Annotated in this window: 10 protein-coding genes; 2 read left to right on the top strand and 8 right to left on the bottom strand. The window is 72.2% G+C overall.

The window, feature by feature from the left end:
* Positions 1-124: 124 nt before the first annotated feature.
* Positions 125-1,549: a cellulose binding domain-containing protein gene (locus ABT118_RS04135; protein WP_350644760.1), complete on the top strand. Its 1,425-nt coding sequence runs from the start codon at positions 125-127 to the stop codon at positions 1,547-1,549.
* A 45-nt stretch (positions 1,550-1,594) separates the two neighbouring features.
* On the opposite strand, the gene ABT118_RS04130 is transcribed toward ABT118_RS04135, so the two are convergent.
* The 3 genes from ABT118_RS04130 to ABT118_RS04120 are packed head-to-tail and all read right to left on the bottom strand — an operon-like array spanning position 1,595 to position 4,591.
* A complete protein-coding gene (locus ABT118_RS04130) occupies positions 1,595-2,596 on the bottom strand; it encodes an ADP-ribosylglycohydrolase family protein (protein ID WP_350644758.1) in 1,002 nt (333 codons plus the stop codon).
* 11 nt (positions 2,597-2,607) lie between these two features.
* On the bottom strand, positions 2,608-3,843 hold the full coding sequence (locus tag ABT118_RS04125) for a cytochrome P450 (protein WP_350644757.1): 1,236 nt from the start codon (positions 3,841-3,843) through the stop codon (positions 2,608-2,610).
* A gap of 13 nt (positions 3,844-3,856) precedes the next feature.
* A complete protein-coding gene (locus ABT118_RS04120; protein ID WP_350644756.1) occupies positions 3,857-4,591 on the bottom strand; it encodes an SIR2 family NAD-dependent protein deacylase in 735 nt (244 codons plus the stop codon).
* Between the two features lie 60 nt (positions 4,592-4,651).
* Here ABT118_RS04120 and ABT118_RS04115 point away from each other — a divergent pair, with 60 nt between their 5' ends.
* On the top strand, positions 4,652-6,262 hold the full coding sequence (locus ABT118_RS04115) for a helicase-associated domain-containing protein (protein ID WP_350644755.1): 1,611 nt from the start codon (positions 4,652-4,654) through the stop codon (positions 6,260-6,262).
* A 169-nt stretch (positions 6,263-6,431) separates the two neighbouring features.
* Here the strand turns inward: ABT118_RS04115 and ABT118_RS04110 are convergent, their stop codons facing one another.
* The 5 genes from ABT118_RS04110 to ABT118_RS04090 form a co-directional block, all read right to left on the bottom strand.
* Entirely contained in the window at positions 6,432-6,995 is a 564-nt protein-coding gene (locus ABT118_RS04110) for a hypothetical protein (RefSeq protein WP_350644754.1), read from the bottom strand.
* Between the two features lie 138 nt (positions 6,996-7,133).
* Positions 7,134-7,808: a response regulator gene (locus ABT118_RS04105; RefSeq protein ID WP_350644753.1), complete on the bottom strand. Its 675-nt coding sequence runs from the start codon at positions 7,806-7,808 to the stop codon at positions 7,134-7,136.
* A 10-nt stretch (positions 7,809-7,818) separates the two neighbouring features.
* Complete coding sequence (locus tag ABT118_RS04100) at positions 7,819-8,988, bottom strand: sensor histidine kinase (protein ID WP_350645106.1); 1,170 nt, start codon at positions 8,986-8,988, stop codon at positions 7,819-7,821.
* Between the two features lie 52 nt (positions 8,989-9,040).
* On the bottom strand, positions 9,041-9,709 hold the full coding sequence (locus ABT118_RS04095) for a DUF4097 family beta strand repeat-containing protein (RefSeq protein ID WP_350644752.1): 669 nt from the start codon (positions 9,707-9,709) through the stop codon (positions 9,041-9,043).
* Between the two features lie 170 nt (positions 9,710-9,879).
* A complete protein-coding gene (locus ABT118_RS04090; protein WP_350644751.1) occupies positions 9,880-13,770 on the bottom strand; it encodes a DNA-directed RNA polymerase subunit beta' in 3,891 nt (1,296 codons plus the stop codon).
* Between the last annotated feature and the right edge of the window lie 27 nt (positions 13,771-13,797).

Genomic DNA, 13,797 nt, shown 5'->3' with positions numbered 1-13,797 from the left:
GGAGGTGAGCGGTTCCGCTCCGGCGGCCATAGCAGCCTCCGACCGCGGAACCGGGCAGGACCCGGGCGCGCCCCGACACCGCGCCCGTACGCGCAGCAACTCCCCCCACGAGGAAAGGACTCCGATGTCCGCACGACTGCGTCCCAACACCCGGCTGCGGGCGGCCCTGGCCGTCTGCGCCGCCGCCGGCCTGGCCGGCTCCGTGCTGCTCACGCCGACCGCCTCGGCGGCCGGTGAGGCGGTCACCGCCCAGTACCGGACCAGCGCGAGCGGCGCCACGGCCGACCAGGTCGAGCCGTGGCTCCAGCTCAGCAACACCGGCACCACCACGGTGCCGCTCAGCGAGCTGACGCTCCGCTACTACTTCAAGTCGGACGGCCCGGCGGTGAACTACCGCTTCGCCTGCTCCTGGGCGGTGAAGGGCTGCGGCAACATCACCGGCACCTTCGGCACCCTGGCCAACCCGACCGCCACCGCCGACCGCTACCTGGAGATCGGCTTCACCGCCGGGGCCGGCTCGCTCGCCCCGGGGCAGTCCACCGGCGACATGCAGCTGCGGTTCTACCGCGCGGACTGGCAGACCATCACCCAGTCCGACGACTACTCCTTCAGCGGCGGCCAGACCTCGTACGTCACCTGGGACAAGGTGACCGTCCAGCGCTCCGGCGCGGTGGTCTTCGGCACCGCACCGGCGGGCAACACCCCCAGCCCCTCGCCGACCCCGTCCCCGTCGCCGTCCACCTCCACACCGCCGAACCCGAACGCGCCGGTGCTGTTCGACGACTTCAACTACGCCACCAGCAGTGACAGTTCGATCCAGCAGCACGGCTGGACGGTGAAGTCCGGCCAGGGCGGCCCGGGCGTGCCCGGTGCCACCTGGTCCCCGCAGGACATCACCTTCGCCAGCGGCATCATGAACATGCGGCTCACCACCGACGGCACCGCCGCCGGCACCAAGGAGACCGAACTCCAGACCACCGCACGGAAGTTCAGGAACGGCACGTACGCGGCCCGGGTGAAGTTCGACGACACCCCGACCGGCGGCCCGGACGGCGACCACGTCAACCAGACCTTCTTCGCCTTCACCCCGCTGAACGCCCCGATGGACCCCGACTACGGCGAGCAGGACTTCGAGTACCTGCCGAACGGCGGCTGGGGCGAGCAGAGCAACATCATGTACGAGACCACCTGGGAGACCTACAACCCCGACCCGTGGAACGCGGTCAACGCCCACGGGCAGCAGCGCCAGTCCTACGACGGCTGGCACGACCTCGTGTTCACCATCGACAACACCAACGTCACCTACTGGATCGACGGCCAGATCGTCGCCACCCACGGCGAGCCGTACCTGCCCGAGACCCCGCAGTTCATCGACTTCAACCACTGGCTGATCGACCTCAACGGCCAGACCAGCAGCACCCCGCGCTCGTACGACCAGCAGGTCGACTACGTCTACTTCGTGAAGGACCAGGTGCTCAGCCCGGCCCAGATCGCCGCGAACATCGCGGCCCTGCGCTCGGCCGGCACCACCTTCAAGGACACCGTCTGACCCAACCGGGCGCCCGGGGTCGGCGGACCCCGGGCGCCCGCCCGTTCAGTCCCAGAGCGCGCCCAGCTCCAGCAGCTCGTCCCGGTACTCGATCCGGCCGACCCACTCGGCCGGCCAGGCCGCCGCACCGTGCCGGGCACCCGCGAAGGCACCGGCCAGGCAGGCGATCGAGTCCGAGTCGCCGGAGGAGAACGCACCGCGCCGCACCGCCGTGACCGGGTCGTCGGGGAACAGCAGGAAGCACAGCAGCGCGGTACCGAGCGCCTCCTCCGCCACCCAGCCCGCCCCGGTCACCGTGCAGGGGTCGGCCTCCGGCTCGGGACGGGCCAACGCCGCGTCCAGCCGGTCGAGTTCGACCAGGCACTCGTCCCAGCCCCGGTCGCTGAAGTGGCGCGGCGACGGGTCCTGCGCGTGCGCGGCCAGGTCGCCGAGCCAGTGCTCGTCGTAGCCCCGGGCCCTGGCCGCCAGCGCGTACTCCCGCAGCCGGGCCGGCAGTTCGGCCGGCTCGACGCCGTCCACCAGCAGCCGCACCGTGTACGCGGTGAGGTCACTGGCCGCCAGTGCGGTCGGGTGGCCGTGGGTCAGCGCCGACTGGAGCTGCGCCGCACCGGACCTGGCCCGGTCGGTCAGCCCCGGCAGCAGGCCGACCGGGGCCACCCGCATGTTGGCGCCGCAGCCCTTGGAACCGACGTCGCTGGCGTCCTGCCAGCGGGTCGCCTCCTTGCTGAGCCGCATACAGGCCTTCAGACAGGTCATGCCCGGCGCCCGGTTGTTCTCCGGGTCGAAGTACCAGAACACGAACTCCTCCCGGACCGGGCGGGTCAGCCGCAGCGGGGCCAGCGGGCCGCGCTCCTGGGCGGTCCGCAGACCCCGGGCCAGCGCCAGCGTCATCTGGGTGTCATCGGTCACCAACGCGGGCTTGGGCAGCGGCTGTTCGCGCCACTGCACACCCCACCGGAGCAGCTCGTCGTACTCCTGGAACTCGGTCGGCTTCCCCAGCGCGTCGCCGATCGCCAACCCCAGCAGTGTGCCCGTCGCACGCTTCATGACCCGTCCCCTCAGACCTCGACCACCAGCTCCGCCAGCCCCCGGATCACGTACCCGGGGCGCCAGTTCGGCTCGCGGACCAGCCGCAGCCCGGGCGCCCGCCGCAGCAGCGCCCCGTACGACTCGACGAGCTCCAGTCTGGCGAGCGGGGCGCCCAGACAGAAGTGGATACCGGCGCCGAAGGTGATGTGCGGGTTGTCCACCCGGCCCAGGTCGAGGCGGTCCGGGTCGGCGAACCGCTCCGGGTCGCGGTTGGCCGAGCCGAACAGCAGCGCCACCTCGGCGCCGCGCGGCACCGTCACACCGCCGACCTCGATGTCGTCCAGCACCCAGCGCTCGAACATCTGCAGCGGGGTGTCCCAGCGCATCAGCTCCTCGACCGCGGTGGGCAGCAGCGCGTCCACCGAGCCGCGCAGCCGGGCCAGTTCGCCCTCGTTGCGGAACAGCGCCCACCAGCCGTTGCCGGTGGTGTTCACGGTCGCCTCGTGCCCCGCGTTGAGCAGCAGCACACAGGTGGAGACCATCTCCTGCTCGGTCAGCGCGTCGTCGCCGTCCGCCGCCAGGACCAGCGCACTGATCAGGTCGGTGCCCGGCTCGGCCCGGCGACGCCGGATCAACTCCCGCAGGTAGTCCGAGAACTCGGTACTGGCCGCGACCGCCCGCCGGGCCGTCTCGGGCGCCGGGTCGAGCTCGAACATCGCCGTGATGTCGGCGGACCAGGGGCGCAGCAGCCCCCGGTCCGCCGCCGGTACGCCGAGCATCTCGGCGATCACCGCGACCGGCAGCGGCTCGGCCACGGCGGTGACCAGGTCACCGCCGCCGTCCTGCACCAGCCGGTCCACCAGCTCCCCGGCCAGCCGGGCCACCGTCGGGCGCAGCTCCTCGACCATCCGGGGCGTGAACGCCTTCGACACCAGCCGCCGGATCCGCCCGTGGTCGGCGCCCTCCAGGTCGAGCAGCCCGTGCTCGTTCAGGGTGTGGAACGCCTCGTACGCCGGGTCGGGCTCGGGCCGCCCGAACTCCTGGTGGCTGAACCGGTGGGTGTAGGTGCGCCCCAGCCGACGGTCCCGCAGCAGCGCACTGACATCCGCGTGCCGGGCCACCAGCCACTGCCCGGTCGGCTCGTGGAAGCTGACCGGCGCCTCCCGCCGCAGTCGCTCGTACGCTCCGTACGGATGCGCCACGAACTCCGCCGACCACGGGTCGTACTCGGTCATCGTCCACTCCCAGCTCGTCGGGAGCGCCATCGTACGCACCCGGTCAACCGGCCAGCAGCCGCCCCACCAGCGCGGGCAGGGCGGTGCCGATCGGCTCCCGGATCACCTCGGCCGCGAGCGGGTCGTACGGGGTCGGCTCGCCGTTCATGACGATCAGTCGGGCGCCGTGCTGGACCGCGACGTCGACCAGCCCCGCCGCCGGGTGCACCTGGAGGCTGGTGCCGACGGCGACGAAGAGCTCGCAGGCCTTCGCGATCGCCTCGGCCTCCCAGATCACCGCCGGGTCGAGCTGCTCGCCGAACATCACCGTCGCGGGCTTGAGCACGGCCCCGCAGTCCGAGCACGGCGGGTCCGGCTCGCCGGCCTCGACCCGGGCCAGCGCAGCGCTCATCGCGGTCCGGCGGTGGCACCGCACGCACTCCACCAGCCGGGCGGTGCCGTGCAGTTCGAGCACCTTGCGGGGCGACTGGCCGGCCGCCTGGTGCAGCCCGTCCACGTTCTGGGTCAGCACCCGGACCGGGAACCCGGCCCGCTCCAGCTCGACCAGGGCGTGGTGCGCGGCGTTCGGCTCGGCGGCCAGGGCCCCGGCGTCCCGGCGCATCAGCCAGGCCCGGCGGCGGACGTCCGGATCGGCCAGGTACGGGCCGATGGTGACCAGTTCCTGCGCGCTCGGGTCGCGCTGCCACAGCCCCTTCGGGCCCCGGTAGTCGGGGATGCCCGAGTCGGTGGACACCCCGGCCCCGGTGAGTACGGCGATCAGCGGTCGCTTGGCGTTCATGCCGACCGACGGTACGGCTCGCGCTGCGGACGGGCCACCGGATTCCCGTACGGTGGGGCGGTGAGCAGCGCCGAGCACCTGACCCGTTGGCTGAGCGGCCGGACCGTCGAACAGCTGACCGTCCTGCTGGAGCGACGGCAGCTGCCGTACGCGGGCGTGCCCGGGCTGGCCGAACCGGCCCGGCTGGCGGCCTTCCTGCTCGGCAGTCCGTCCGTCCGGCTCGCCCTGACCACGCTGAACCTGGCCGAGCTCCAAGTGCTGTCCGCCGTGGCCGTGCTGGCGGAGCAGCGGCACGGCCCCGCCCCCGCTCCCGTCGCCACCGCCCCGGCCGGGTTCGCCGGTCGGCGGCTGGGCGGCGCCACCGCGGCACCGCTCGACCCGGCCGACCGGGCGGTGCCCCGGGCCGCCCTGCTGGCCCTGCTGGGCGAGGCGGCCGAGCCGCTGCTGGACGGGCTGGCCGAGCGGGCCCTGCTGCTGCCCCCGCACGGCGACCAGCTCACCGTCCCGGCTGCGGTGCACCAGCAACCCCCGTACCGATCGGGGGAGTTCACGCCGGACCCGCCCACGCTCCCGGCCACCGTGCTGCCCCCGTACGCCGCCGGTGCGGACCGGGCGGCCGTCGCCGAGGCCGCCACCCGGGTGGAGCTCCTGCTCCGTGCGACCGCCACCACTCCCCCGGCGCTCCGCCGGGGGAGCGGCGGCCTCGTGGCCCGGGACGTCCGGCAGCTCTCCGGGGCCGCCGGGCTGACGGAGCAGCAGACCGCGTTCTGGCTCGACCTGGCCGCCAACGCCGGGCTGCTCGCCCCGTCCCCGCCACCGTTCCGACTGCTGCCCACCGCCCGGTACGACGCGTGGGCCGCCGCCGCACCCGCCGAGCGGTCGGCCCCGCTGCTGGCCGCCTGGGCGGTCACCCCGGCGGTGTTCAGCACCGCCAGAACCGTCCTCTCCACCCCGAACGACCCGACCGCCGTACCGCTGCGGCAGGCCCTGCTGTCCGCGCTGGACCGGCTGCCGCCCGGCCACGGCCGCCCGCCGCTGGACTCGCTGCTCGCCGCCGCGGCCTGGCACCGCCCACTCGGCCCCGCCGCGGAGGCCACCGCCGCCGAAGCCACGCTGGCCGAGGCCGAGCTGCTCGGGGTGACCGCGCACGGTGCGCCCACCCCCGTGGGACGCGCCGTACGCGAGCTGCTGGACACCGGGGCGGCGCACTGCTTCCCGGCGCTTCCGCCCACCGAGCGGTTGGCCGGCACCCTGGCCGGGCTGATGCCCCGGCAGGTCGGTGCCGCACGGTTCCAGGCCGACCTGACCGCCGTGGTCGCCGGACCGCCCACCGCCGAACTGGCCGGGCTGCTGGACCTGACCGCCGACCGGGAGTCGGACGGCCACGCCACCGTCTGGCGCTTCACCCCCGCCGGCGTCCGCCGCGCCCTCGACACCGGGCTGGACGCCGCCGAGCTGCTGCGCCGCCTGCGTACGGCGGGCGAACTGCCGCAGCCGCTGGAGTACCTGGTCGAGGACACCGCCCGTACCCACGGCCGGATCACCGTGGCCGGGGTCGGCTGTGTGCTGCGCTCGGACGACGAGGCCCTGCTGCTCGAACTCACCCGCGTCCGGGCGCTGTCCGGCCTGGGCCTGGTCCGGATCGCGCCCACCGTGCTGACCTCCGCCTAGGACGCCGCCACCACCCTGGCCGCCCTGCGGCAGGCGGGCTACGCGCCCGTCCCGGCGCCGGGCACCCCCGCCGTCACCGTCGCCCGGGCTCCCGCCCCGCCGGAGCGCCTCCCCGAACTCGCCGCCGACCTCGCGGCGGCCCTGCTCGCGGCCGGGGCCCGGCCTCCGCTCAGGCCGTGACCGGCCGTCCGGGCACACCCGCCGACCCGGTCAGCGGCCGCAGCGCCAGGGCGAACAGCAGCGCGCCGGGCGTCATCAGGTCCAGGTCCATCGCCATCATCACCGTGGCCACCAGCACCAGCAGCGGGCTCCAGACCGGAATCCGGCGGACCGCCGCGAACAGCAGCACCAGCAGGCCGAGGTAGAACAGCGTCGGCAGCACCGTGTAGAAGACCGGCAGCACCCCCGGCACGTCCTGGACCTCCCCGAACAGCCGCCGCTGGTCGGCCTTGTCCACCGCCACCGCACCCACCCAGAGGTCGATCAGCGTCTGCCCCACCGAGGCCGCGAGACCGGTACCGGCCACCGTCAGGGCGACCGTGCTCAGCAGGCGGGAGGCGACCCGGCGGCGCAGCTCCAGCAGCACCGGGACGAACAGCAGCAGCCCGGCCAGCAGGGCCGCGTGCCCGAGCAGCCAACCCGCCTCCGGCTCCTTGCTGCCGGGCAGCAGCCGGATCGCGCCGTAGAGGCCGACCAGCAGCGGGGCGGCCAGGGCAGGCTGGTACGTCTTCATCTCAAGTCCCTTTCGGAGCAGTTCGGTTCGATGCCTGAATCCTGCTCCGCCCACCCCTCCCCCGGATCGCCCGTACCGGCGAAAAGGTCCACTCCCCCGTACGGGGGAAGGGACCTCTCGGGGGCAGACCCTAGGGGGTCACTCCTCGCCGGCCACCACCGCGCCGGACTCGTACGCGAACACCACCGCGTGCACCCGGTCCCGGAGTTGGAGCTTGGCCAGCACGTTGGAGACGTGCGTCTTCACGGTGTGCTCGCTGACCACCAGCTCGGCCGCGATCTCGGCGTTGGAGTGCCCCCGGGCCAGCAGCCGCAAGGTCTCCGCCTCCCGGCCGGTGAGCTGCTCCAGCAGTCGGGACGGTGCCCGGACCGACTGCGGGCCGCTGCCCTTGCGGGCGGCGAACTCGGCGATCAGCCGACGGGTCACCGAGGGCGCCAGCAGCGCCTCGCCGGAGGCCACCATCCGGACCCCGTGGGCCAGGTCGTCCCGGCGGACGTCCTTGAGCAGGAAGCCGCTGGCACCCGCGTACAGCGCGTCGTAGACGTAGTCGTCCACGTCGAAGGTGGTCAGCATGATCACCTTGGTGTCCGGATGCTCGGCACAGACCCGGCGGGCCGCCTCCAGGCCGTCCATCACGGGCATCCGGACGTCCAGCAGCAGCACGTCCGGGGCGTGCACGCGCACCGCCTCGACCGCCTCGGCGCCGTTCGCCGCCTCGGCCACCACCTCGATGTCCGGCTGCGCGTCCAGGATCATCCCGAACCCGGCCCGCACCAGCTCCTGGTCGTCCGCGACCACCACCCGAATCGTCATGCGCTCCCTCTCAACTCCCCAACGGCAGCGTGGCCGTGACCACGAAGCCCCGACCACCGGGGCCGGGACCTGCCTCGGCCCGGCCGCCACAGGCGGCGGCCCGCTCCCGGATGCCGACCAGCCCGCGGCCGCCCGACCAGACACCTGCCACCGCGACGGGCACGCCCGCGCCGTCGTCCTCGACCACGACCTCCAGCACCTCCCGCACCTTCGTCACCCGCACCACGGCCCGGTCCGCGCCGGAGTGCTTCACCGTGTTGGTGAGCGCCTCCTGCACGATCCGGTACGCCGCCGCCTGGACGTCGGCCTGGCCGTGCTCCTGCAGCGTCAGGTCCACCCGCAGCCCGGACTCGCGCACCCGCTCGACCACCGCCGGGAGTTCGGCCAGGGTCGGCTGCGGCGCCAGCTCGGGGCCGGCCCCCTGCTCCTTCAACACACCCAGCACCCGGCGGAGTTGGATCATCGCGTCCCGGCCGGAGTCGGCGATGGTGTCGAAGGTGCGGATCGCCCGGTCCGGGTCGCTGCGGACCACCACCGGGCCCGCCTCCGCCTGGATCACCATCAGCGAGACCGCGTGCGCCAGGATGTCGTGCATCTCGCGGGCGATCCGGGCCCGTTCCTCCGCCACCGCCCGCGCCGCATCGGCCGCCGCCCGGCGGCCCACCTCGTTCGCCCGGCTCGCCTCCACCCGGGCCAGCCGGCGCAACTCCCGTACCAGCGAGCCGAAGACGAACGGTCCGACCGAGCTGAGCAGGCTGAACAGCATCCCGTTCACCGAGTGGGTGCCCAGCACGTTGGCGACCACCACCGAGCTCAGCGCCAGCCAGCGCTGCCACTCCCGGCCGAGGTCCGCCACGGTGTAGATCGCCACCACCATGCCCAGCGGCAGTTGCGGCATCGCCGAGTGGGCCCCGACGCTGAGCACCCCCGAGGCCAACCCGCTGACGCAGAACACCCGGAACGGCGCCTGCCGCCGCCACGGCAGCGGCAGCGCACCGGCGGCCGCCAGCGCGTACACCCACCAGGACCAGGACGGCTCGTCGTGCCACACCGTCCAGAGCGAGACCGCCAGCGCGGCCAGCGCCAGCAGCACGTCCACCACGTACGGGTCCACCTTGGCGAACCGCGCCTGCACCCGTGCGCCCAGGCCCGCTGCCCAGACCTGCCCCCGCGACATCATCTCCACGTCGGCCCCACCCCCGTGGAGATGATCATGCCGCACTCCGGGCCGCTCAGCCACCACTGACCGTGACGTCACCGGTCGCCGCCCGGGCCACGATCTTCCGCTCCGACAAGGTCCGGATCGGGACCTGGACATCGACGCTGCCGACGCCCGCGGCCGCCTCCACCGCGTACTCCTCGCCCTTCGGCACCGTCACCCGCACACTGCCCGTCCCCGCCTTCACCCGGACGTCGGTCGGCGCCACCGCGAACCCGGCCTTCACGTCACCCGTCCCGGCGGTGAGCTCGACCTTCGCCGAGCCCAGCCGCTCCGCCCGGATCCCGCCCGTCCCGGCCGACGCCGCCACCTCGCCGGTCAGCCCGACCAGCCGCACGCTGCCGGTCCCCGCCTTCACCCGCACCACCGTCCCGGCCGGCACCCGCACCTGGTAGCTCACCCCGCAGTCGTCGCCCGGGCACCGGTACGACAGCGTCAGCGTCCCGTCCACCATCCGGTGCTCCGCCGCCGGCGCCGCCCCCCGGTACGACTGGTGCTCGGTCACCCGCACCTCCGAGCCCTCCCCGACCACCTCGACGTCCCCGGTCCCGCCGTCCACCACCAGCGTCCGCACCGCCTCGGTCACCCCGTATGCGACCTCCCGCTCCTCCTGCCCCGCACACCCGGTGGCCCCGGCCGCCACGACCACCGCAACCCCGATACCCGCCAGTACCCGCTTCACGACGAACTCCCCTCGCTGCACACCTTCTGACAGTGAGAAGCCTGCCGCCCCACCCCACCCGCCCGGATCCCTCCCCGGAGCGGTTGTGCCCCCTCCCCCGCCGGAGGGAGGAACGCCGCAGGGCGGTCACCCCGTACGGGGTGACCGCCCTGCGATCAGGTGACCGTGACTCAGCCGGTGTACGGGCCGTAGTCGTAGTCGTCCAGCGGCACTGCCTGGCCGGAGCCGGCGCTGAAGGGCGACAGGTCGTAGTCGTCGTAGCCGACGGCCGAGTACATCGCGGCCTTGGCCTCCTCGGTCGGCTCGACCCGGATGTTGCGGTAGCGGGGGAGACCCGTACCGGCCGGGATGAGCTTACCGAGGATGACGTTCTCCTTGAGGCCAAGGAGCGGGTCCGACTTGGCGTGGATCGCCGCGTCGGTGAGCACGCGGGTCGTCTCCTGGAAGGAGGCGGCCGACAGCCAGGACTCGGTCGCGAGCGAGGCCTTGGTGATACCCATCAGCTGCGGACGGCCGGAGGCGGGGTGACCGCCCTCGGAGACCACGCGACGGTTCTCGGTCTCGAAGCGGCCGCGCTCGACGAGCTCGCCCGGGAGCAGCTCGGCGTCGCCCGACTCGATGATCGTCACGCGGCGGAGCATCTGCCGGATGATGATCTCGATGTGCTTGTCGTGGATCGACACACCCTGCGAGTTGTAGACCTTCTGGACCTCGGCCACCAGGTGGATCTGGACGGCGCGCTGACCCATGATCCGCAGGACGTCGTGCGGGTTCATCGTGCCGGCGGTCAGCTTCTGGCCGACCGCGACCGCCTCGCCCTCGGAGACCAGCAGCTTGATGCGCTTGGAGATCGGGTAGGCGATCTCGTCGCTGCCGTCGTCGGGGGTGACGACGAGCTTGCGGGTCTTCTCGGTGTCCTCGATCCGGACCCGGCCCTGGGCCTCCGAGACCGGGGCCACACCCTTGGGGGTACGGGCCTCGAAGAGCTCGACGACACGGGGCAGACCCTGCGTGATGTCGTCACCGGCCACACCACCGGTGTGGAAGGTACGCATGGTCAGCTGGGTACCGGGCTCACCGATGGACTGGGCGGCGATGATGCCGACCGCCTCACCGATGTCGACCAGCTTGCCGGTGGCCAGCGAACGGCCGTAGCAGAAGGCACAGGTGCCGACCGCCGACTCGCAGGTGAGGATCGAGCGGGTCTTGACCTCGCTGATGCCGTGGCGGATCAGCTCGTCGATCAGGACGTCGCCGAGGTCCGTGTTGGCCGTGGCCAGCAGCTTGCCGTCGACGGTGATGTCCTCGGCCAGCATGCGGGCGTAGACGCTGGTCTCGACGTCGTCCGTCTTGCGCAGGACGCCGTTCTCGACCGTGCCGATCGCCAGCTTGAGGCCGCGCTCGGTACCGCAGTCCTCCTCGCGGATGATGACGTCCTGGGAGACGTCAACCAGACGACGCGTCAGGTACCCGGAGTCGGCGGTACGCAGCGCGGTGTCGGCCAGACCCTTACGGGCACCGTGGGTGGAGATGAAGTACTCGAGGACGGTGAGGCCCTCACGGAACGACGCCTTGATGGGACGGGGAATCGTCTCGTTCTTGGCGTTCGACACCAGACCACGCATACCGGCGATCTGACGCATCTGCATCATGTTTCCTCGAGCGCCCGAGTCCACCATCATGAAGATGGGGTTCGTCTTCTCGAAGTTGGCGTTCATCGCCTCGGCGACCTCGTTGGTCGCACGGGTCCAGATGCCGATGAGCTCGCTCTTGCGCTCCTCGTTGGTGATCAGGCCGCGCTCGTACTGACGCTGCACCTTCTCGGCCTGGGCCTCGTAGCCCTCGAGGATCTGCGGCTTGTTCGGCGGCACCACGACGTCGGAGATCGACACGGTGACACCCGAGCGGGTGGCCCAGTGGAAACCGGCCGCCTTCAGGTTGTCCAGGGTCGCCGCCACGACGACCTTGGGGTAGCGCTCGGCCAGGTCGTTGACGATCGCGGAGAGCTGCTTCTTGCCCACCTCGTAGTCGACGAACGGGTAGTCCTCGGGCAGCAGCTCGTTGAAGAGCGCGCGGCCCAGGGTCGTCCGCAGGCGGAAGGACTCGCCCTCGAACCAGGTCGACTGACCGTCCTCGTCGACCGGCGGGGTCCAGCCACGGGGCGGGACGGTGCCGATCGGCAGGCGGATGTCGATCACGGCCTGGACGTCGATCTCCTTGGCGTCGAACGCCATCACGGCCTCGGCCGCGGAGGTGAAGGAACGGCCACCGCCCTTCACCTTCTCCCGGTCCGAGGTCAGGAAGAAGAGACCGAGCACCATGTCCTGGGTCGGCATGGTGACGGGGCGACCGTCGGCCGGCTTCAGGATGTTGTTCGAGGACAGCATCAGGATGCGGGCCTCGGCCTGCGCCTCCGCGGAGAGCGGCAGGTGGACGGCCATCTGGTCACCGTCGAAGTCCGCGTTGAACGCGGTACAGACGAGCGGGTGGATCTGGATGGCCTTGCCCTCGACCAGCTGGGGCTCGAAGGCCTGGATGCCGAGGCGGTGCAGGGTGGGTGCACGGTTCAGCAGCACCGGGTGCTCGGCGATGACCTCTTCGAGGACGTCCCAGACGACCGGGCGGGCGCGCTCGACCATGCGCTTCGCCGACTTGATGTTCTGCGCGTGGTTCAGGTCCACCAGGCGCTTCATCACGAACGGCTTGAAGAGCTCCAGCGCCATGGCCTTCGGCAGACCGCACTGGTGCAGCTTGAGCTGCGGGCCGACGACGATGACCGAACGGGCCGAGTAGTCGACTCGCTTGCCGAGCAGGTTCTGACGGAAACGACCCTGCTTGCCCTTCAGCATGTCGCTGAGGGACTTCAGCGGACGGTTGCCGGGGCCCGTGACCGGGCGACCGCGACGGCCGTTGTCGAAGAGGGCGTCGACCGCCTCCTGGAGCATCCGCTTCTCGTTGTTCACGATGATCTCGGGGGCACCGAGGTCGAGCAGGCGCTTCAGGCGGTTGTTGCGGTTGATCACGCGGCGGTACAGGTCGTTCAGGTCGGAGGTCGCGAAGCGGCCACCGTCCAGCTGCACCATCGGACGCAGGTCCGGCGGGATGACCGGGACGCAGTCCAGCACCATGCCGTTGGGCTTGTTGGTGGTCTGCAGGAAGGCGGAGACGACCTTGAGGCGCTTGAGCGCACGGGTCTTCTTCTGGCCCTTGCCGGTGCGGATGATCTCGCGCAGCCGCTCGGACTCCTCGGCCAGGTCGAACGTCTCCAGGCGGTCCTTGAGCGCCGCGGCGCCCATCGAGCCGGAGAAGTACGTGCCGAAGCGGTCGCGCAGCTCGCGGTAGAGCAGCTCGTCGCCCTCGAGGTCCTGGACCTTGAGGTTCTTGAAGCGGGCCCAGACCTCGTCCAGACGGTCCAGCTCGCGCTGCGCACGGTCGCGCAGCTGCTTCATCTCGCGCTCGGCACCCTCGCGCACCTTGCGGCGCACGTCGGCCTTGGCGCCCTCGGCCTCGAGCTCGGCCAGGTCGGTCTCGGCCTTCTTGGCCCGGGCCTCGAGGTCGGAGTCGCGGCGGTTCTCGATCTGCTGCCGCTCGACCGAGACATGCGCCTCCAGGGACGGGAGGTCGCGCTGGCGACGCTCGTCGTCCACCCAGGTGATCATGTAGGCGGCGAAGTAGATGACCTTCTCGAGGTCCTTCGGCGCCAGGTCGAGCAGGTAGCCGAGGCGGCTGGGCACACCCTTGAAGTACCAGATGTGGGTGACCGGCGCGGCCAGCTCGATGTGGCCCATCCGCTCACGACGCACCTTGGCGCGAGTGACCTCGACGCCGCAGCGCTCGCAGATGATGCCCTTGAAGCGGACGCGCTTGTACTTGCCGCAGTAGCACTCCCAGTCCCGGGTGGGGCCGAAGATCTTCTCGCAGAAGAGCCCGTCCTTTTCCGGCTTCAGGGTGCGGTAGTTGATGGTCTCCGGCTTCTTGACCTCGCCGTGGGACCACTGGCGGATGTCGTCGGCGGTCGCGAGGCCGATGCGGAGCTCGTCGAAGAAGTTGACGTCAAGCACTGGTCGTCAAGCCCTCTTTCGTAAGTC

The organism is Kitasatospora sp. NPDC002040 (genome assembly GCF_040296785.1).
Classification (GTDB): Bacteria; Actinomycetota; Actinomycetes; order Streptomycetales; family Streptomycetaceae; genus Kitasatospora.
This window is presented reverse-complemented; position numbering and strand designations above follow the sequence as displayed.

Bases quoted from the DNA above. Each gene is read 5' to 3' on its own strand.
- ABT118_RS04135 (WP_350644760.1), top strand. From the start codon at position 125: ATGTCCGCACGACTGCGTCCCAACACCCGGCTGCGGGCGGCCCTGGCC.
- ABT118_RS04130 (WP_350644758.1), bottom strand. From the start codon at position 2,596: ATGAAGCGTGCGACGGGCACACTGCTGGGGTTGGCGATCGGCGACGCG.
- ABT118_RS04125 (WP_350644757.1), bottom strand. From the start codon at position 3,843: ATGGCGCTCCCGACGAGCTGGGAGTGGACGATGACCGAGTACGACCCG.
- ABT118_RS04120 (WP_350644756.1), bottom strand. From the start codon at position 4,591: ATGAACGCCAAGCGACCGCTGATCGCCGTACTCACCGGGGCCGGGGTG.
- ABT118_RS04110 (WP_350644754.1), bottom strand. From the start codon at position 6,995: ATGAAGACGTACCAGCCTGCCCTGGCCGCCCCGCTGCTGGTCGGCCTC.
- ABT118_RS04105 (WP_350644753.1), bottom strand. From the start codon at position 7,808: ATGACGATTCGGGTGGTGGTCGCGGACGACCAGGAGCTGGTGCGGGCC.
- ABT118_RS04100 (WP_350645106.1), bottom strand. From the start codon at position 8,988: ATGATGTCGCGGGGGCAGGTCTGGGCAGCGGGCCTGGGCGCACGGGTG.